The following is a 17,513-nucleotide window of genomic DNA, read 5'->3' as shown; positions in this document are numbered from 1 at the left end:
TACTGTATAACTCATACGGTAAACTACACAATAAAATAAGTAAAAAAGCTTCAAAAGAGTTAATAAAATCTCTTTTGAAGCTTTTTTTCTTGAAATAAAAGTTTTTAATGTATAATTTTTTTTGACGATTTTATTTAGAGAATGTGAACGTTTTTTGAAGTAAATATATAGCTTTTACTATCTTGATTGTTCCTAATTTTTCAATAATTTTTGCAAGTTTCATGAAAGTGTTTACATTATGTCGAATTTGTGAAATTCCATTAAACTTTATTGCACAAATTATTATTCCATGATAAATTAAAAACGTGAAATAAATCACATATCAAACATACACCCCTTTGTTTGAACGTGAACATTTCTCCCATCCCCTTTGTGTAAGGAGGCATTTGCTGCAGCAAATGCCTCTTTTACTTTATTCTCATCAATGATACATTCGCACCAAAAGACCTGTAATAAATCTTTCTCTTTTAATAACATAGCTTTGGTTAAAAAAACAAAAAAAACGTAGACATGCTATATCATGTCTACATTCAGAAAAGCATCTAGATATTCTATCATTATCAAAAATTTAATCCACAATTACTAGAGTGAAAAAGAAGAGGATTTTAAACGCCATAATGTAACAGCATCATTTGAAACACGTTCGATTTTTTGTTGTAACATCCGTTTTTTCAATTCTCTTTCCGCATCGCTCATGGATATCGAATAGATGCTTGCCACTTCATCGGTTGTTAAGTATTGAAAACGTTGGAATAACTCTTCGAATGTTGGTAACGGTTTACTGACGATTTCTTCATCCAACATTTCCTGCAATATTTGAACGTATATTTCATAGGAATACATTCCACTTACTTTTAGACCTTCATCTTCAATGCATTCATTAAAGAATACAATGCTCGGCACTTCATCAACTTCCATTTCGCGAGTGATATATAAATCGCATTGAAAAGCACGCACCGCTTCTTTTGATCCGAAATCTTTAATAAATTCCTCTTGGTCTAATGTTGCTTCCTTCGCAATTTCTACTAAAGCTGAATAGGAATGAACATTTTTAGTTTCCAACAATGCATGTTCCTGCAATTTTCGAATATAACGATTTGCTGCTTTTTTACCTTGTAATTCTGCTGCTTTAATGGCAAGTGAGGGTAAGGCAGGATGAGTAATATCCACATCAGTACCTGTTAAGCACCCTTTGATACGTCTAGTAACACAGTTTAAAGTTTGTAATTCTGTGCTCAGTACGTATCGCCAAGTGAAATAATGCTCGTATTCCAATTGTAGCTTTTTTAACATTGACTGTAATTTAAAGGCATTTGGACAAAGCGGGTCAATAAAAATATAAAGTTCAATTGGTTTTGTCCTCTTCGTGGATGCGACAGGTTCTGACAGTAGCTGGATATTATTCAATCTAATCCCCCCTCATCCTCACTCGGAGTATTAATCATATGATGCGCTGTTAAAACAAGACGTTGGAAATATTGTTCGCGAAATGGGCCTTCAAGTCCTACTTCATCCATCGCTTCACTCATACATTCCAGCCAAGCTTGAGCATGGTCTGGAGTGATTTTAAAGCGCATATGTCTTGCTCTCATCATCGGATGACCATGTTCTTGAGTATATAAATTCGGACCACCTAAATATTGCGTTTGGAATTGTATTTGTTTGCGAATTGTTTCTTTTAAATCTTCTGGAAACAATGGACGGAGTAATGGATGGACATCAACTCGTTTATAAAATGCATGAATAAGCTTTTCTAACTTTTCAGCACCAATTTCCTCATAAGGAACCATATACTTTCGATTCATAGGTGTAAACTCCTTTTATACTCTTTTCCCGCATGTACGAATTGTGATCGACTATGAAAACCTTGATTAGTTATATTTCATTCTATCAACGACTCACCGTTTTCTCAAACAAATCGCTTTCAGCAAGTGTTGATAATTGAGGGGAAATATAGAAATTATCCAACTACATTGTTCGATAATAATTTAACACTTTCTTAACATAGTTTTGAGTTTCTTTAAATGGAGGAATGCCTCCATATTTTTTTACATTACCAGGTCCTGCATTATATGCAGCTAAAGCCAGTTCCAAGTCATTATCAAATTGATCGAGCATTTGACGCAAATATTTTGTACCACCCATGATGTTTTGTTCAGGGTCTTTCGTATTCGTTACACCTAAATATTTTGCGGTACCTGGCATCAATTGCATAAGCCCGGTAGCCCCAGCTGAGCTTACTGCATTTGGATTAAAGTTCGATTCTTGTTTTATAACTGCCATAATTAATTTTTCAGGAATACCGTATTTGGCAGATGCTCTTTGAATAATTTCACGATAATCTCCGTGCGTTGCTGAATCGAAATTTGCTTCTGATTCGGAAGCGTTAGATTGAGAATAGGATGTTGTTATGTACGGATTTGGGCTAGATAATATGAATTTTGAAATATAACCTTTTGCTTCATCATTTAGTCCGTTTTTATAAGAAAAGTTTTCAATCGCTTCAAGTAGGGCTTTTTCTGGATTATCGCTATTTTGGGTAGTAGCCAATATTTCTTCTAGCATTTCTGCAAATAAACCTTCCTCAGTCGTTGCATTGATAGAAGAGCTATTTAGGGAACGCAATGCGTCAATTTCTAATATGGTTTTCATCATTGTTGCATCCATTTACTGTACTCCTTTCTCTTGGACAGCTTTCATAAATCGGGCGATTTTTTTGTCAGCTATTTGTATATCGATATTTCGTTCTTGTAAAAAAGATAAAAACCGTTTCTCCCCTACTGTCGGGTTATTTGTTTCATATTCTACCTCATAATCATCGCAGTGCAAATAGAAGGAATGGTCAAAAACAAGAATTCCCCCCTCATATGGCACCTCAGCCCGATCTGTTGTCAATGTTCCAAAGGGGCGTAAATCTTCAATAGGCACTTGCAATCGCAGTAATCTTTCCTTGACAGAAGGTGCCCAAAATCCCTTGCCAGAAAGCATATCATCCCTTTGTTGTTGTGTTAAAATGTCCGTTGTTTCAAGATGAATATGTTTTGCCGTTTTCTCTTTTAAAGTACAAAAATATTTTCCTTTTTGTTCTCGAATGCGTAGAGCACTGGAAAATTTCCTCAAGTGCCAATTTTCTGTATCAAAATAGTGATTAACTTGTCGAACGATTTGATGTTTTTGAATGTTGAACTCTGTTAATAATTGTTCATATTGTTCTTTTGTTAACATGTTTTTAAATTCAATTTCATACTGTTGACTCATGACTTTATCCCTTTCATTTATGCATTTTATTGAACCTTTTTATCGAAAATAGTTCCTGCTATGTTAAAATATGAGGAGAAATGGTAGGAAGGGATTGTTATAAATGCGCAACGTTTATGTCGTTGATGATTATCGTTTTGAAAATGATGAACTTTATTTTAGTTTAAACAAAAATCACTCCAAAATACAAATTCAGCCAGCAGGACAAGTGTTAACGGATTCTGACGAGCTTGCTTTTATTTATGTCGTTGAAGAAGACAACGAATATAGTTATTTACAATTTCCTAAAAAAGTGTGGCGTGCATTAGTAGAAATGATAAAAAAGAAGAAAGATTCGATATTAATTTTAGATAATGAATCCATACTATTACATAATTTTTCGAATGAATTAGAAATGCTCATATATAACATTGAAGGAAATGGCAATTACGGTGATGAATTTGTACAAGCAGTAGAAGAAACTTTTCGTGAAATATTAGAAGCACAATAATTGATTGAGTTTTTGTAGCGTATTGGGGGGATTTTTATGGGGCAATGGGAACGCTTCCTAGGACCTTATAAACAAGCAGTCGATGAACTAAAAGTGAAATTTAGAGGGATGAGATCTCAGTTTTCTGCAGAAGGCACAACTTCACCCATTGAATTTGTTACTGGTCGAGTGAAACCATTAGCAAGTATATATGATAAAAGTTTTGAAAAAGGAATTCCCTTTGAACCTTCAGAACAATTAGCAAGGGAGTTGCAAGACATCGCTGGTATTCGCATTATGTGTCAATTTGTTGATGATATCACAACGGTTGTTAATTTAATTCGCCAGCGAGATGACCTGAAAGTAATTGAAGAAAAAGATTATATTACTCATAAAAAACCAAGTGGTTATCGTTCATATCATATGATTGCAGAGTATCCAGTGGAAACGGTCAGTGGGAAAAAGACGGTATTAGTAGAAATACAAATACGTACGTTAGCCATGAATTTTTGGGCTTCAATCGAACATTCTTTAAATTATAAATATAAGGGCGATTTTCCTGAAGAAATTAAATTACGCCTAAAACGTGCGGCTGAGGCAGCATTCCAACTAGATGAAGAAATGTCATCAATCCGTTATGAAATACAAGAAGCACAGGCGTATTTTAGTGAAAATAAGGAAGCTCAAAATCCAAAGATCCGAGAGGAAAAGGAGCGTGAATAATTTGAAATTTTCTATTCAATCACGCAATGATTCTCAATCAAATGAATTGAAGGAACTTGCAAAAAATTACTTACAGGATTTCGGATTAATATTGGATGAAGTAGAACCGGATATTGTCATTTCCATTGGCGGAGACGGTACTCTTTTGCATGCTTTCCACAACCATGTGAAAAGATTGGATAAAGTGGCTTTTGTAGGGATTCATACTGGGCATTTAGGATTTTACGCAGATTGGAAACCTTCTGAATTGGAAAAGTTAGTATTATGTATTGCGAAAAATCAATATAAGGTCGTTGAATATCCATTATTGGAAGTGAATGTGTGCAATCATACTGAAATCAGTAGTTATCTTGCACTCAATGAGGCAACGATTAAATCGCCCAACGTGACGTTAGTGATGGATGTGTTTCTAAATGATCGCCATTTTGAACGTTTCCGCGGTGATGGTTTATGTATTTCAACTCCATCAGGAAGTACAGCGTATAATAAAGCATTAGGCGGCGCAATCATTCATCCTACATTGCAAGCGATTCAAGTGACGGAAATGGCATCAATCAATAACCGCGTTTTCCGTACAATCGGATCCTCCCTAGTGTTACCAGCCCATCATACATGTAAATTAAAACCGGTCAAAAACCAAACGTTCACAATGACAATAGACCATCTGCAATTAGACCACAATGAATTAGATTATATCATTTTCAAAGTGGCAAAAGAGAAAGTGCGATTTGCAAGGTTCCGTCCGTTTCCATTTTGGGAAAGGGTTCATGATTCCTTTATTGCAAGTGAGTGATTCAAATGCCATTTAAACTGCAGTTTCAAGCAATGGAAGATGGACAATTATTAAGAGAAGCGATTTTAAAACAAGATATTTCGAGCAGGGCATTAACGGCAATCAAATTTCGCGGTGGTAAAATTTTAGTGAACGGTGTAGAACAAAATGTTCGCCACATCCTTTCGAAAGGGGATGTAATTACAATCATTTTCCCTGAAGAACAGGCGAGCGAGCATCTAAAACCAGAGTATGGAGAATTAAATATTGTTTATGAAGATGATGCATTGTTAATTATTGATAAACCGCCTTTTATTAATACCATTCCTTCAAGGGAACATCCGACGGGAAGTATCGCTAATTTTGTTTATGGATATTTTTTGGAACAAGGAATTGATTCCACCGTCCATGTTGTGACTAGATTAGATCGTGATACTACAGGGCTTGTTTGTATTGCAAAACATCGGCATATTCATCACTTAATGAGTATGCAATTGCAAAAGGGTCAAATCATAAAAGAATATGAAGCCATTGTACATGGACATGTTTCAAAGGATCTTTCCATTATTCTCCCAATAGGCAGGAAAGATTCAAGTATAATCGAACGGGAAGTAAGAGAAGATGGACAATATGCACATACCGATGTGAAAGTATTAAAACGTTTCATTTATCAAAATGAGCCGCTTTCACATGTTCGTCTACGATTACATACTGGAAGAACCCATCAAATTCGTGTTCATATGTCGCATATCGGGCATCCGCTTGTAGGCGACGAATTATATGGAGGAAGTAAACATATATTAAATCGTCAAGCCCTTCATTGCGTATACTTGGAAATGATTCATCCGTTATTGAAGAAAAAAATTATTTTTTCTAGTGAACTAGTTGAATCCATGAAAAAAATAATCCATAATTAGATGTTCGAGTTATTCGAGCATCTTTTTTTCTGCAAATACACAAAAATATTCATAAAAATTTTATTGTCGAGATTAAAAATGCAACCTATCATTTAGGTTGAGAGGAGGGGGACAAAATGATCGAAGAAAAAGATGAAAAACGGGATGTTTCTTATGATGAGGAGCAGCTGTTCCAAAATTTAATTGAAGAAAATATTGATGAATTCCGGAACCATTTTTTATCACTTCATGCGTATGAGCGGGCAAAATTTTATGTTAAGGTTGGACCAGACATACGTAGGACAATGTATCATTTTTTGTCTCCCGAAGAAATGGCGGAAATTTATGAAGCCATTGAATTGGACGATGAAGAAGTTGAACACTTTATAAAAGAAATGGACCCCACATATGCGGCAAAAATGTTGTCTTACATGTATACCGATGATGTGGTGGATGTATTAAATGAATTAGATCAAGATGATCGAAATAGTTTTCTTGAATTGATGGATGAAGAAACGAAAGAAGAAATTACAGAGTTGCTGGGGTATGAAAAATATACAGCCGGTTCCATCATGACGACGGAATATGTATCAATTCAAGAAAATTCAACGGTACGATCGGCGATGAATGTGCTTCGTCAAGAGGCACCTGATGCAGAAACAATTTATTATGTGTTCGTTGTCGATGAATCTCATCGTTTAACAGGAGTTTTATCGCTAAGAGACTTAATTGTTGCAGATGAAGATGCATTTATTCGAGATATCATGAGTGATCGGGTTGTTTATGCAAAGGTCACAGATGATCAAGAAAAAATTGCCCAAATCTTTAAAGATTACAATTTCCTTGCTTTTCCTGTTGTTGATGACAATCTCGTATTGCAAGGGATTATTACTGTAGACGATATTATTGATGTCATTGATGAAGAAGCGAGCGACGACTATTCAAAATTAGCCGGTATTTCCGATATTGATGATATTGCTTCAAGTCCATTCAAAGCTGCAAAACAACGATTACCTTGGCTAGTAATGTTGCTATTTTTAGGAATGATTACAGCGACATTAATGGGCCAGTTTGAAGAGACACTTGAAAAAGTTGCGTTGCTAGCTTTATTTATTCCTCTCATTTCTGGAACTAGCGGAAATAGTGGTACGCAAGCTCTAGCTGTCGTTGTTCGAGGAATTGCAACGGGAGAAATTGATGAAAAAAGCAAACTAAAAATGATTTTTCGTGAAATGGGTACCGGATTAATCACAGGGATTGTTTGTGGTTTGATTGTAGTAGGAGTTGTGTTTGTTTGGAAGCAATCCTTATTAATCGGGTTGCTTGTTGGGACAGCCATCTGTTGTTCGATTTTTGTAGCAACGATTGCTGGCTCCTTTATTCCGTTGTTGATTCATAAATTAGGCATCGACCCAGCAGTCGCATCAGGGCCGTTTATTACGACCTTAAATGATATTACAAGTATTTTAATTTATTTAGGATTGGCAACGTTATTGTTAGGACAGTTGTAAACTTTCATAAAAAAATGGAAAGAAAAAATCTGCTTTTAAATGGAAGAGCAGATTTTTTCTTTTTTTAATGAAAAATTATCGGGGGAGTGGACGAAACTAAATATTGAAAATTATAGAAGGCAAATTGCCTACAACAAAATTATTTAAATGCTTTTTTGGATGACACGGTAATTGTTTCGATATCGTTGGCATTAATGGTTTTCAAGTCGTCTTGTGTACGGATTTTAATCAAAATGCCATCTAACCCTTCAATGATTCCTGTAATTTTTTCACCATTGTTTAAATGGAAAATTAAGTGACGATTTTTACGGTTGATGGGTTGTGAAAAATAATGCAATTGCCTTGCAATAACGGAATTTTTAATTCGCTCTCTACGCGTAATTTCATAAACAGAAGTACTTTCTTCAAGAGACGCTTCTTCCGTGTCTTCATCAACTTCGATGTAATAAAAAGGAGGGGTTTGAATAAATAGTAATGGTTCTTCCACTGATGCACATCCTTTTTTTCATAAAATATGCAACTCATTTTATTTCGTGACAATTGTCTAGCTTCAGCAGTTTCAATTGCATTTTAAGACGATTTTCTTGTACTGGATTATCACTAGAATTCAGCTCAATTAATACCTATAAGAGATTCAAGAAGATTTTCAAGAGTAAATCAATAAAAGTAAATAAAAAGAAGGAGCAAGCTGCCCCTTCCTCTTGGTGGATGTTATTCCTTACTTGTTAATGTGTAAATTTACGTCAGCAATGCATTGAATTCCAGCAAAACGTGATAGATCAACTGTTACGCAAGTATCTGTTTTCTTGAAGTGGTAGCAATCCATCATTGCTCCAGCATCTAATGTCTCTCCATCTACTGCTGATATTGGTTCATATGCTTCGCTTGTTGGAGCAATTGCTCTAAGTGTAGCACAGCAATCACCGAACATATCTTCCACTCTGAAGAATGGCGTTTTGTACCAACCATATTCTTTATCGCAGAACATTACTTTAAATGGAGAACCATCTTCTGTTAGTAACATAAATACCCGAGTATCTGCATGGTTGCGACGATTTTTATTGTTAATTCCCCCAAGAGGTTCTAAGAAGCAACTTGTTCCACAAGTATCATTATCATCTTCCACTACATGATTTTGAAGTTCTAATATTGTTTCTACTACTTCACAAATGCATCCTTCATGACGACGACCATGATGAGATGAACTCTCAAAATGTTTTCTTCCACAACCCATTATCATGTCACCTCACTTAATTTTGTTCAATCTACAATATGTAAAAGTGCGATTGAAATAAGGGCGATTGTCTATAGGCGCGTTTCATTTAAGTCATTTATCTTGAATAGTTTTTTTTATGAAAACGCATAATGACATTAAAAAGGGGGATGGAACTTGAAAAAATTGGTATTCCCTATATTCCTTTCGGTTTTTTTATTCGGATGCAATGATGAAAAAACGCTTGAAGTCAATAGTATGAATGGACAGGAAGTAGAAGAAGTAACGACAATTATGAAAAATGAGGATGATATATATAGCGGAAGAGCAATTTTAGTAGAAGATCAGTTGTTGGTTGCTATTCAAGCAAAACCTTGGTTAGATTATAAAAAAACAAAAATTGAAAAGAATTTAAAAAAGAAGCTGGAAGAGATCTTGCCTGAATATGACATCACTGTTTCCTCAGATTTTAAACTATATTGGGAAGCACAAAAACTTATAACAGAAGAAGATAGTGAAAAGGTGAAGAAGCAGCTTAACAAGTTAAAAAAATTAAAGAAGGAGGAAACGTAATGAATCAGGAGCAATTTGAGAAGATTGAGCAAGAAATCACACCTCCAACCCCTTATTTAAAAAATGTATTAAAAGCCTTTTTGGTAGGCGGTCTCATTTGTACGGTTGGACATGCAATTACGTATTTTTACATTATCTTTTTTGATTTTACAGAAAAAACAGTCGGGAACCCAACAGTTGCAACGATTATTTTAATTTCAATGCTTCTCACAGGATTTGGTTTATATCAAAAACTTGGTCAATTTGCAGGAGCTGGAAGTGCTGTTCCAGTTTCAGGATTTGGGAACGCAGTCATCTCAGCAGCAATTGAACACCGGACAGAAGGATTTGTGCTTGGAGTGGGAGGCAATATGTTTAAATTAGCTGGTTCGGTTATACTATTTGGCGTTTCTTCAGCATTTGTTGTAGCTTTAATTAAATTAATTTTAGTAACAATGGGTGTTATCGAATGGTAATCATATTTCAAAGTAAACCGTCTATTATTGCAAGTGCAGCTGTTGCAGGACCGTTAGAAAGAAAGAGTGTTTTTTATTCATATTTTGATTCTGTAGTAGAGGATGAACGATGGCATCAAACCACAAACGAGCAAGGTAATGCAAAAATGATTGAAGAAGCATGTCAAATTTTATTAAAAAAAGCGAATTTAAATAACTTGGATATCGATTTCTTTTTAGCGGGTGATTTGGTGAATCAAATGACGCCAACGAATTTTGCAGCAAAAGAAATCGCTGCATCTTTTATAGGTTTATTTTCAGCATGTGCAACATCGGTTTCATCTGTCATTATTGCTTGTTTGTTGACAGAATTAGGAGCATCAAAATACGCTATTGCAGGTGCTTCCAGCCAACATAATTCAACTGAAAGACAATTCCGCTATCCTATTTATTACGGTGCTCAAAAACCAGCGACTGCCCAATGGACTGTAACGGCAGCAGGCTTTACTTTAATTGGGAAACATAATCCGAAAAACCCTTCAATTGTAGCTGCGACTGTTGGAAAAGTTGTAGATTATGGACAAACGAATCCATTTCATATGGGAGCTGCAATGGCGCCTGCTGCATATGACACCATTACCAAACATCTAGAAAAGCGAAAACAAACAATAAAAGACTATGATGTCATCATGACAGGAGATTTAGGGAAAATCGGATTAGAAATATTAAAAAGAATGTTTGCTGAAACAGGTGCAACCCAGGAAGAATTAAATATTTTCCGCGATGCCGGGGCAGAATTTTACGGAGAAGATAAATCCTTTTTAGCTGGGGCAAGTGGAGCTGGATGTTCTGCTTCAGTATATTTCAGTTATATACTTCAGCAATTAAAAGATGGGCGTTATAAACGAGTATTACTTGTAGCGACAGGTTCTCTTCTCTCCCCACTAACTTTCCAACAAGGGGAGACAATTCCTTGTACTGCCCATGCAATCGAAGTGACGATGGAGTGAGGGCATAAATATGATATTCATTGACTTTTTACTTGCATTTATTGTAGGTGGATTGATTTGTGCTATAGGTCAGTTATTAATGGATGTCGGAAAAATGACACCAGGAAAAACTTTATCTATTCTAGTTGTTGCGGGTTCAATTATTTCTGGATTAGGATGGTATCAACCTTTAATCGACTTAGCGGGTGCTGGAGCGACAATACCCATTACATCTTTTGGACATTCATTAACCCAAGGAGCAATTGCAGAAGCCGAAAAACATGGCTGGGTAGGCGTATTAACTGGAATGTTTGAAGTAACAAGTTCAGGTATTAGTTCTGCCATTGTTTTCGGGTTTATTGCAGCGTTAATTTTTAAGCCGAAAGGAAAAGTCAACTAGACGATTACCCCTCCTTAACGTTGTAGCTATGCATACACTACGACTGTATAGAAAGGAGGGGATTTTTTATGTGGAATAAATGTGGATGCCAACAACAATATCAACAAATTATGCCAGCCTATGACTATTGTGCACCCTCATATGTAAGTCCTGCATATTATAGAGGTAAATGTAAATACAACGGTAACATGTTTGTACTACTCGTTGTATTATTCATTTTATTAATAATTGTAGGAGCATGTAAGTGGTAAGGAGGGGAAGCATGAATCATTTTTTTAAACAAATTGAAAAAAAGACTGGCGTAAGCATGGAAGAAATATTTGCACTAGCAAATGCGATACAACATGCGGATTTTACAAATGAAAAGCAAGTGCGTAAAATTGTTCGCCGAGTTAGTCAGTTAGCAAATAAGCCGATTTCTAAGGAATTAGAAGATCAAATTGTGAATTCAATTATAAATAATGGAGAATCATTAGACTTAAGTAGCATTCAAAGAATGTTAGGGTAATGTTGATAGAGGGTGTCTAGAAAGTTTTCGACTTTCCAGACACCCTCACTTCTTATGATTATCTATCTTTGTTTCTGTGGTATTTGAAACAAGTTTCCTCATTGAAAAGGCGAGATCTCAAAAGGCTTTTCAGAAGGCTCTTACATTTGTATTCATGCAGTTATTTTGAGAAAAGAAAATGAGCGAATTAAAAAACTCGCCCATTGTTAAGCTAAGCTGCTTTTAAGTGTCAATGAATTTGATTATAATTCTCCAGTTAATTTATATGTTTCGTACGTTGTCCAAGACCCATCTTCCAATTGATAAATTAGGTGTATGCGGTCAATTTCTTCCTTTTCATCAATACCAATCATACGCAATTGAGGATAAATATCGTCATGTTCCGTCTCCGTTAAATCACGACCGATTGTAATGTGTGGGATAAACACATGTTTTGGTTCACCAATGTTGATTTCTTTATATAAATCATCGTGAATGTTTTGCAATTGATCCGTTAGCTCAATTTTAAAGTAAATGACGTTCGTTGTTGGAAAGAACGAGCTGACCTTCGATGCGTGTATTTTTAGCGGACCATATTTATTTGTAATGGATTTGATTGTATTTGAAACACTTTCAATTTGTGATTCATCCACTTCAAAGGCTTCTTTTAACGTAATATAAGGGGTAATTTTTGAATAATGGGAATCATATCGTTTGCGATAAGTATTCGCCAAATCTTGCAGTTTTTTTGATGGAAATGCCACAACACTTAACTTCATCCGCTTTCCTCCCTAAAATGCAAATTTTACTTAAGTATAGCAAATAATGCCCGGAGAATACATTATTTTATATTCCAAAAGTTTTGCAAAGTGCTCTTCTTAAATCTGGTTTCCAGTATTTCCATGTATGGTTGCCATCAAACTCATCGTAGAATATATTGAGATAATTTTTAGAGTGTAACAATTTATTTAATTCCCGATTAGGTGTTAGGAAATCCTTCACTTCTTTATCAAGTGTTACAACTTCCTTCTCTTGTTTTCCTATAACATGATAAATTGACAACGTATTATGAGTTGGTGCTTCCTCAACTGCTTTTAATACCCATTCATCTACATAAGGTGATTGTAAAATAACTTTGCCAAAAGTATGTGGATATTTGATTGCGGCAAGAAGAGATACAGTTGCTGCCATGGAATCTCCAATTAACCCTCGACTAGCACCAAGCGCTGTTGTTGAAAATTCATTATCAATGAATGGTACTAGCTCATGTGCTAAAAATTTCAAATAAGCAGCATGTTGATCTCCTGTCGGTATGTATTTTCTCTTACGATCTTGTGCATTTTTGTAAGGCACTCCGACGATAATTAAGTTTTCGATTTCATAATTGTCCATTAATTCATCAGCAATACGAGAAATTCCACCTAATTGGAAGTAATCTTTTCCATCTGATGCAATTAAAATGTTATATTTATAGAGAGGGGTATAATTTCCAGGAGTATATACAAGCAACTCAAAGTGTTCATCTAATGCATTACTATAAAATGGTATTTCTTGAATAGATCCTTTTTCCACCTTTTATCCTCCTTAAAACAGTTGTTCATAATTGTATCATAATTCGAAAATATCGTGTATTATGAAATAAGAGAATATTTAAAATAAGCATTATAAAGGAAAATTCAAATAAAGTGAGGATTCACAAATGCAAGAGAAACAAAGTCGAGTACATTCGAATTACGTGACGAAAGCAGCTAAGGAAGCATTACAAAGAAGAGGCGTAACAATTGAAGATATAGCTGAAATTGTGTATGAAATGCAGTCACCATATAATCATGGCTTAACTTTAGAACATTGCATTAATTCCGTTGAGCGCGTCATTATGAAGCGGGAAGTTCAACATGCAATACTTGTCGGCATAGAACTAGATGAATTAGCAGAAAAAAAGATGCTTTCTGAACCACTTCAAGCTCTTGTTGAAAATGATGAAGGTTTGTTTGGTGTCGATGAAACGATTGCTTTAGGTTCTGTTTTGACATACGGAAGTATTGCATTAACGACTTATGGTCATTTAGATAAAAATAAAATCGGTATTATTAAAAAGTTAGACACAAAAGCTGGCAAAGGAGTCCATACATTTTTAGATGATTTGGTGGCTAGTATTTCCGCATGTGCTGCGAGCCGTATTGCACATAAAATGCGAGATTTAGAGGAAGAAGGGGAAACATTTCAAGATGTTCCTCCAAAGGAATTAGGACCTGAAGGAGAAATGTTGCCGGTCGATGATGAACCATAATAAACAGGCTGGGGTGAGACATGCCCAGCCTGTTCTTATTTATTTTAAATGTTTAATTTTCTGTTTCCTCACCAGTATAATTATTTTCCTCTTGTGGTAATTGTTCTTTAAAGTATAAAAACGATTCGTCCTCTAATTGATGAATTTTTTCTTCATTTATTCCGATAGCCAAGGGTCCAGAAAAAATTTCTTCCCACCAATATTCAGTCGAAATCATACATCATTGCCCCCTCTTCAAAAATTCTTGTTAAAGAACCTCCATAGCAAATTTTTAAAAGGAGTTCTTTAATAAGTTGTAGTAATATTACTGTAGTTAGTATGGACTGAAAAAATTAATTTATGTATTCGGGAGGAAATAATGAAATTTGATATATATGATGTTGAAGTAATGATTCGAGAACAAAAGGATTTTTTTTATACGGGGCAAACAAGGGATATAGAATATCGAAAAAAACAATTACTAAACTTGAGAAATACAATCAAAAAGTATGAAAGTGAAATATTAAAAGCATTAAATTTGGATTTAAGAAAAAGCGAATTCGAAGCTTATTCTAATGAAGTTGGTTTCGTGTTGCACAGCATTCAACATATGATCAAGTCTATCGATGAGTGGGCTAAACCTGTGGAAGTGAAAACGCCATTCCACTTTCAACCGGCAAAGAGCATGATTATTCGAGAACCATATGGTGTTGTATTGATTATTGGTCCTTTCAACTATCCGTTCCAATTAGTGATGGAGCCGTTAATTGGAGCTATCATTGGTGGAAATACTGCCATTGTAAAACCTTCTGAATCTGCTATTCATACTGCTCAAATCATTAAAAAAATTATTGAAGAAACCTTTGATTCGCGGTATATACGAGTAGTTGAAGGAGAGAAGGAAGAAGTAAATGCATTGATTCATGCTCCTTTTGATTATATTTTCTTTACAGGCAGCGTCTCGGTCGGAAAAATTGTCATGCGTGCTGCGTCTGAACGGCTTACACCAATCACCCTTGAGTTAGGTGGAAAAAGCCCTACAATAGTAGATAAAAGTGCAAATCTTGATGTTGCAGCAAAACGAATTACATGGGGCAAATTTAACAATGTTGGACAAACTTGCGTCGCACCTGATTATCTTCTAGTCCATTCTTCGATTTATGAAAAATTTATGAAAAAACTAAAGCAAGCAATTGTTAGTTTTTATGGAAAGAATCCTCAATTAAGTAAAGATTACGGACGAATCGTCAATGAACGACACTTTGATCGACTTGCAAAACTTTTACAATCGGAAAAGCACAATGTCACTTTTGGCGGAAGAACGGACAGAAAGGATTTATATATCGAGCCTACCATCATTGAAAATATAAGTTGGCAAAGTCCTGTTATGGAAGATGAAATATTTGGACCGTTATTGCCTGTATTGAAGTACGACGATTTATCAAGAGTAATTGAGCAAATTCGAAAACTTCCAAAACCGTTAGCAGCTTATTTCTTTTCAGAAGACGAAAAACAAATTGATAATTTTTTACAAGAGTTACCTTTTGGTGGAGGTTGTATAAACGATACGGTGACTCACGTAGGCAATATCTATTTACCTTTCGGAGGCGTAGGCACTTCTGGAATGAACAGTTACCATGGAAAAGCGAGTTTTGAAACGTTTACCCATGCAAAATCGATTTTGAAGCGTTCATCTAAATTTGCTAATAACTTATTATTTCCACCATATAAACAAAAAGTGAAATTAGTTCGAAAAATCCTGAAATAAATTGAATTATTCAATTGTGGTAAAAAGAAAAATTATTTCATAGCGTATTTATTTTGAAAAAAAATCGGCTTATGTCGTCAAAATTCGACATAATTCTAAAAAATTCGTATTTCAAAAATTATTTTTGTCGAATATTATCTATTTTTGATATGATTATTATCATTAAAGAAAATGTTTATTAATAACAATATACACCGTTGCTACATAGAAAAGTGAGTTTATATCGTAACTTACCATTGGATATACGGAGGAAGAAAAATGATTACAGAAGAATTATTGAGCGTCATACCACTAAAACAAGTAATTGGACAATTGCCAAATACTATTAAGGATATTTCCAACGATTCAAGAAGTGTGCAACCAAAAAGTTTATTTATTTGTATTAAAGGTTACACGGTAGACGGTCATGATTTTGCTCAAGATGCAGTGAATCAAGGTGCGACGGTTGTGATTGCAGAACGACCGTTGCAATTAGAAGGGAATGTGGCGCAAGTAATTGTACCGGATACGGAGAGGACATTAGGGCTCATTGCCGCTAAATTTTTTGATTATCCTTCAAAAGATTTAACGATGATTGGTGTCACTGGAACAAATGGAAAAACAAGCGTTTCAAACATCATTCATCAAATGTACGTGGGTATAGGAGAAAAATCTGCTTTATCGGGAACTATTGGCTTTAATTTGAATGGTGTTCTGTATGAAACAGCGAATACAACAAGCGATGCTTTAAACACTCAACAAATGATATTCCGTGCGAAGATGGAAGGTTGCCACACGATGGTCATGGAAGTTTCATCTCACGGTCTATCATTAGGAAGACTTGCGGGTGTGGATTTTGATGTGGCTGTATTTACAAATTTAACCCATGACCATTTAGATTTCCATGGAACAATGGAGGAGTATGGTTACGCAAAAGGGCTATTATTTTCACAATTAGGACAAGATTTGACAAAAAATAAAACAGTTGTATTAAATGCGGATGATCCTTGGTCTAAAAAGTATGCAACTATGACACCGTTTCCAATTTGGACATATGGGTTAAAAAATGATGCTCATTTCCGGGCTGAAAATTGCGAGTATAATGATGAAAGCACTTCCTTTGACATGATTACACCAGAAGGAAAATTCCCTGTTACAATGCAATTACTAGGGGAGTTTAATGTTTATAATGTTTTAGCTGCTGCAGCTGTTTTATATGCTCGGGGGTATCCGATTGACATCATCATCGAGCAAATTGAAGATTTAGTACCGATTCGAGGTCGCATGCAAAAGGTTAAAACAGATTTACCACTACATATTTTTATTGATTATGCCCATACGCCAGATGCGATTGAAAAAGCAATTGAAGCGGCAATGCCTTTTAAAAAGCCAGAAAATAAACTCATCTTCCTTGTGGGGACTGGTGGAAATCGAGATAAATCAAAACGTCCAACAATGGCTGAAAAAGCATCCAAAGCTGATTATGTTGTTTTAACAACGGATGATCCACGTTTTGAAGATTATGAAAGTATTACAGGGGATTTAGCGAAAGGAATGCTTCATGAGAATTATGCTTGTATTGGTGATCGGGCAGAAGCGGTGCGCCATGCAGTATCTGTTGCTAATCCTGGAGATATTATCATTTTTGCTGGAAAGGGTCATGAAGACTATCAAATAATAGGTAATAAAAAGTACCCGCATAGTGATGCTGATATTGCATTAGAAGCTGCGAAATTAAAATTCGTAAAATAATATTATGAAAATATAGCCGT

General features: G+C 35.2%; 23 protein-coding genes. 14 read left to right on the top strand and 9 right to left on the bottom strand.

Annotated elements, in window-relative coordinates:
• Nucleotides 1-582 precede the first annotated feature (582 nt).
• The 4 genes from NSQ18_RS03620 to NSQ18_RS03605 all read right to left on the bottom strand — a co-directional run bounded on the left by NSQ18_RS03620 (nucleotide 583) and on the right by NSQ18_RS03605 (nucleotide 3,258).
• The gene (locus NSQ18_RS03620; protein WP_016838232.1) at nucleotides 583-1,407 is read right to left on the bottom strand and encodes a DsbA family protein; all 825 of its coding nucleotides are present in this window, start codon (nucleotides 1,405-1,407) and stop codon (nucleotides 583-585) included.
• A complete protein-coding gene (locus NSQ18_RS03615; RefSeq protein ID WP_016838233.1) occupies nucleotides 1,404-1,805 on the bottom strand; it encodes a globin in 402 nt (133 codons plus the stop codon). The genes NSQ18_RS03620 and NSQ18_RS03615 overlap by 4 nt, the downstream gene beginning before the upstream one ends.
• Nucleotides 1,806-1,968: 163 nt before the next feature.
• Nucleotides 1,969-2,667, bottom strand: a complete 699-nt coding sequence (locus NSQ18_RS03610) for a lytic transglycosylase domain-containing protein (protein WP_016838234.1) — start codon at nucleotides 2,665-2,667, stop codon at nucleotides 1,969-1,971.
• On the bottom strand, nucleotides 2,668-3,258 hold the full coding sequence (locus NSQ18_RS03605; RefSeq protein WP_096550521.1) for a CYTH domain-containing protein: 591 nt from the start codon (nucleotides 3,256-3,258) through the stop codon (nucleotides 2,668-2,670).
• Between the two features lie 103 nt (nucleotides 3,259-3,361).
• On the opposite strand from NSQ18_RS03605, the gene NSQ18_RS03600 reads away from it, so the two are divergent.
• The 5 genes from NSQ18_RS03600 (at nucleotide 3,362) to mgtE (ending at nucleotide 7,629) form a co-directional block, all read left to right on the top strand.
• Nucleotides 3,362-3,748 (top strand): hypothetical protein, encoded by a 387-nt coding sequence (locus tag NSQ18_RS03600; protein WP_339288999.1) that lies wholly within the window; start codon nucleotides 3,362-3,364, stop codon nucleotides 3,746-3,748.
• A 36-nt stretch (nucleotides 3,749-3,784) separates the two neighbouring features.
• The gene (locus NSQ18_RS03595) at nucleotides 3,785-4,450 is read left to right on the top strand and encodes a GTP pyrophosphokinase family protein (RefSeq protein ID WP_339288996.1); all 666 of its coding nucleotides are present in this window, start codon (nucleotides 3,785-3,787) and stop codon (nucleotides 4,448-4,450) included.
• A gap of 1 nt (nucleotide 4,451) precedes the next feature.
• The gene (locus NSQ18_RS03590) at nucleotides 4,452-5,243 is read left to right on the top strand and encodes an NAD kinase (RefSeq protein WP_339288994.1); all 792 of its coding nucleotides are present in this window, start codon (nucleotides 4,452-4,454) and stop codon (nucleotides 5,241-5,243) included.
• 5 nt (nucleotides 5,244-5,248) lie between these two features.
• Nucleotides 5,249-6,139 (top strand): RluA family pseudouridine synthase, encoded by an 891-nt coding sequence (locus NSQ18_RS03585; protein ID WP_339289592.1) that lies wholly within the window; start codon nucleotides 5,249-5,251, stop codon nucleotides 6,137-6,139.
• Between the two features lie 116 nt (nucleotides 6,140-6,255).
• Nucleotides 6,256-7,629, top strand: coding sequence for a magnesium transporter (mgtE, locus tag NSQ18_RS03580; protein WP_339288992.1), 1,374 nt, complete (start codon nucleotides 6,256-6,258; stop codon nucleotides 7,627-7,629).
• Nucleotides 7,630-7,768: 139 nt separating this feature from the next.
• On the opposite strand, the gene NSQ18_RS03575 is transcribed toward mgtE, so the two are convergent.
• Nucleotides 7,769-8,116, bottom strand: a complete 348-nt coding sequence (locus NSQ18_RS03575) for a hypothetical protein (protein WP_016838241.1) — start codon at nucleotides 8,114-8,116, stop codon at nucleotides 7,769-7,771.
• Between the two features lie 231 nt (nucleotides 8,117-8,347).
• On the bottom strand, nucleotides 8,348-8,863 hold the full coding sequence (locus NSQ18_RS03570) for a CotY/CotZ family spore coat protein (RefSeq protein WP_339288990.1): 516 nt from the start codon (nucleotides 8,861-8,863) through the stop codon (nucleotides 8,348-8,350).
• A gap of 156 nt (nucleotides 8,864-9,019) precedes the next feature.
• On the opposite strand from NSQ18_RS03570, the gene NSQ18_RS03565 reads away from it, so the two are divergent.
• From NSQ18_RS03565 to NSQ18_RS03540, 6 genes are all read left to right on the top strand, one after another.
• The gene (locus NSQ18_RS03565; RefSeq protein WP_339288989.1) at nucleotides 9,020-9,415 is read left to right on the top strand and encodes a hypothetical protein; all 396 of its coding nucleotides are present in this window, start codon (nucleotides 9,020-9,022) and stop codon (nucleotides 9,413-9,415) included.
• A complete protein-coding gene (spoVAC, locus tag NSQ18_RS03560) occupies nucleotides 9,415-9,870 on the top strand; it encodes a stage V sporulation protein AC (RefSeq protein WP_339288988.1) in 456 nt (151 codons plus the stop codon). The genes NSQ18_RS03565 and spoVAC overlap by 1 nt, the downstream gene beginning before the upstream one ends.
• The gene (locus NSQ18_RS03555) at nucleotides 9,864-10,859 is read left to right on the top strand and encodes a stage V sporulation protein AD (RefSeq protein ID WP_168412439.1); all 996 of its coding nucleotides are present in this window, start codon (nucleotides 9,864-9,866) and stop codon (nucleotides 10,857-10,859) included. The genes spoVAC and NSQ18_RS03555 overlap by 7 nt, the downstream gene beginning before the upstream one ends.
• 10 nt (nucleotides 10,860-10,869) lie before the next feature.
• The gene (spoVAE, locus tag NSQ18_RS03550; RefSeq protein WP_016838246.1) at nucleotides 10,870-11,238 is read left to right on the top strand and encodes a stage V sporulation protein AE; all 369 of its coding nucleotides are present in this window, start codon (nucleotides 10,870-10,872) and stop codon (nucleotides 11,236-11,238) included.
• 110 nt (nucleotides 11,239-11,348) lie between these two features.
• Nucleotides 11,349-11,489 (top strand): YjcZ family sporulation protein, encoded by a 141-nt coding sequence (locus tag NSQ18_RS03545; RefSeq protein ID WP_100216196.1) that lies wholly within the window; start codon nucleotides 11,349-11,351, stop codon nucleotides 11,487-11,489.
• Nucleotides 11,490-11,500: 11 nt separating this feature from the next.
• Nucleotides 11,501-11,746 carry a stage VI sporulation protein F gene (locus NSQ18_RS03540; RefSeq protein ID WP_016838248.1) on the top strand — a complete coding sequence of 82 codons (246 nt, stop codon included), beginning with the start codon at nucleotides 11,501-11,503 and terminating at the stop codon, nucleotides 11,744-11,746.
• Nucleotides 11,747-11,988: 242 nt separating this feature from the next.
• Here NSQ18_RS03540 and NSQ18_RS03535 read toward each other — a convergent pair whose 3' ends face one another.
• Both NSQ18_RS03535 and NSQ18_RS03530 read right to left on the bottom strand, forming a co-directional pair.
• A complete protein-coding gene (locus tag NSQ18_RS03535; RefSeq protein WP_016838249.1) occupies nucleotides 11,989-12,504 on the bottom strand; it encodes a 2'-5' RNA ligase family protein in 516 nt (171 codons plus the stop codon).
• 67 nt (nucleotides 12,505-12,571) lie between these two features.
• Entirely contained in the window at nucleotides 12,572-13,297 is a 726-nt protein-coding gene (locus tag NSQ18_RS03530) for an alpha/beta hydrolase-fold protein (RefSeq protein ID WP_016838250.1), read from the bottom strand.
• A 127-nt stretch (nucleotides 13,298-13,424) separates the two neighbouring features.
• Between NSQ18_RS03530 and NSQ18_RS03525 the strand changes: the two genes are divergently transcribed.
• Complete coding sequence (locus NSQ18_RS03525; RefSeq protein ID WP_016838251.1) at nucleotides 13,425-14,015, top strand: phosphatidylglycerophosphatase A; 591 nt, start codon at nucleotides 13,425-13,427, stop codon at nucleotides 14,013-14,015.
• Nucleotides 14,016-14,067: 52 nt separating this feature from the next.
• Here NSQ18_RS03525 and NSQ18_RS03520 read toward each other — a convergent pair whose 3' ends face one another.
• Complete coding sequence (locus NSQ18_RS03520; protein ID WP_016838252.1) at nucleotides 14,068-14,232, bottom strand: hypothetical protein; 165 nt, start codon at nucleotides 14,230-14,232, stop codon at nucleotides 14,068-14,070.
• A gap of 141 nt (nucleotides 14,233-14,373) precedes the next feature.
• Here NSQ18_RS03520 and NSQ18_RS03515 point away from each other — a divergent pair, with 141 nt between their 5' ends.
• Both NSQ18_RS03515 and NSQ18_RS03510 read left to right on the top strand, forming a co-directional pair.
• Nucleotides 14,374-15,762 (top strand): aldehyde dehydrogenase, encoded by a 1,389-nt coding sequence (locus NSQ18_RS03515; RefSeq protein WP_339288984.1) that lies wholly within the window; start codon nucleotides 14,374-14,376, stop codon nucleotides 15,760-15,762.
• A gap of 258 nt (nucleotides 15,763-16,020) precedes the next feature.
• The gene (locus NSQ18_RS03510) at nucleotides 16,021-17,493 is read left to right on the top strand and encodes a UDP-N-acetylmuramoyl-L-alanyl-D-glutamate--2,6-diaminopimelate ligase (protein WP_339288982.1); all 1,473 of its coding nucleotides are present in this window, start codon (nucleotides 16,021-16,023) and stop codon (nucleotides 17,491-17,493) included.
• The last annotated feature ends 20 nt before the right edge of the window (nucleotides 17,494-17,513 follow it).

The organism is Ureibacillus sp. FSL K6-0786 (genome assembly GCF_037965165.1).
Taxonomy (GTDB): Bacteria; Bacillota; Bacilli; order Bacillales_A; family Planococcaceae; genus Ureibacillus; species Ureibacillus thermosphaericus.
The sequence above is the reverse complement of the archived record's forward strand: the minus strand, read 5'-3'. Positions and strand labels throughout refer to the sequence as shown.

Bases quoted from the DNA above. Each gene is read 5' to 3' on its own strand.
- spoVAE (WP_016838246.1), top strand. From the start codon at position 10,870: ATGATATTCATTGACTTTTTACTTGCATTTATTGTAGGTGGATTGATT.
- NSQ18_RS03555 (WP_168412439.1), top strand. From the start codon at position 9,864: ATGGTAATCATATTTCAAAGTAAACCGTCTATTATTGCAAGTGCAGCT.
- NSQ18_RS03535 (WP_016838249.1), bottom strand. From the start codon at position 12,504: ATGAAGTTAAGTGTTGTGGCATTTCCATCAAAAAAACTGCAAGATTTG.
- NSQ18_RS03585 (WP_339289592.1), top strand. From the start codon at position 5,249: ATGCCATTTAAACTGCAGTTTCAAGCAATGGAAGATGGACAATTATTA.
- NSQ18_RS03605 (WP_096550521.1), bottom strand. From the start codon at position 3,258: ATGAGTCAACAGTATGAAATTGAATTTAAAAACATGTTAACAAAAGAA.
- mgtE (WP_339288992.1), top strand. From the start codon at position 6,256: ATGATCGAAGAAAAAGATGAAAAACGGGATGTTTCTTATGATGAGGAG.
- NSQ18_RS03515 (WP_339288984.1), top strand. From the start codon at position 14,374: ATGAAATTTGATATATATGATGTTGAAGTAATGATTCGAGAACAAAAG.
- NSQ18_RS03525 (WP_016838251.1), top strand. From the start codon at position 13,425: ATGCAAGAGAAACAAAGTCGAGTACATTCGAATTACGTGACGAAAGCA.
- NSQ18_RS03545 (WP_100216196.1), top strand. From the start codon at position 11,349: ATGCCAGCCTATGACTATTGTGCACCCTCATATGTAAGTCCTGCATAT.
- NSQ18_RS03595 (WP_339288996.1), top strand. From the start codon at position 3,785: ATGGGGCAATGGGAACGCTTCCTAGGACCTTATAAACAAGCAGTCGAT.
- spoVAC (WP_339288988.1), top strand. From the start codon at position 9,415: ATGAATCAGGAGCAATTTGAGAAGATTGAGCAAGAAATCACACCTCCA.
- NSQ18_RS03570 (WP_339288990.1), bottom strand. From the start codon at position 8,863: ATGGGTTGTGGAAGAAAACATTTTGAGAGTTCATCTCATCATGGTCGT.
- NSQ18_RS03610 (WP_016838234.1), bottom strand. From the start codon at position 2,667: ATGGATGCAACAATGATGAAAACCATATTAGAAATTGACGCATTGCGT.
- NSQ18_RS03520 (WP_016838252.1), bottom strand. From the start codon at position 14,232: ATGATTTCGACTGAATATTGGTGGGAAGAAATTTTTTCTGGACCCTTG.
- NSQ18_RS03510 (WP_339288982.1), top strand. From the start codon at position 16,021: ATGATTACAGAAGAATTATTGAGCGTCATACCACTAAAACAAGTAATT.
- NSQ18_RS03600 (WP_339288999.1), top strand. From the start codon at position 3,362: ATGCGCAACGTTTATGTCGTTGATGATTATCGTTTTGAAAATGATGAA.
- NSQ18_RS03540 (WP_016838248.1), top strand. From the start codon at position 11,501: ATGAATCATTTTTTTAAACAAATTGAAAAAAAGACTGGCGTAAGCATG.
- NSQ18_RS03615 (WP_016838233.1), bottom strand. From the start codon at position 1,805: ATGAATCGAAAGTATATGGTTCCTTATGAGGAAATTGGTGCTGAAAAG.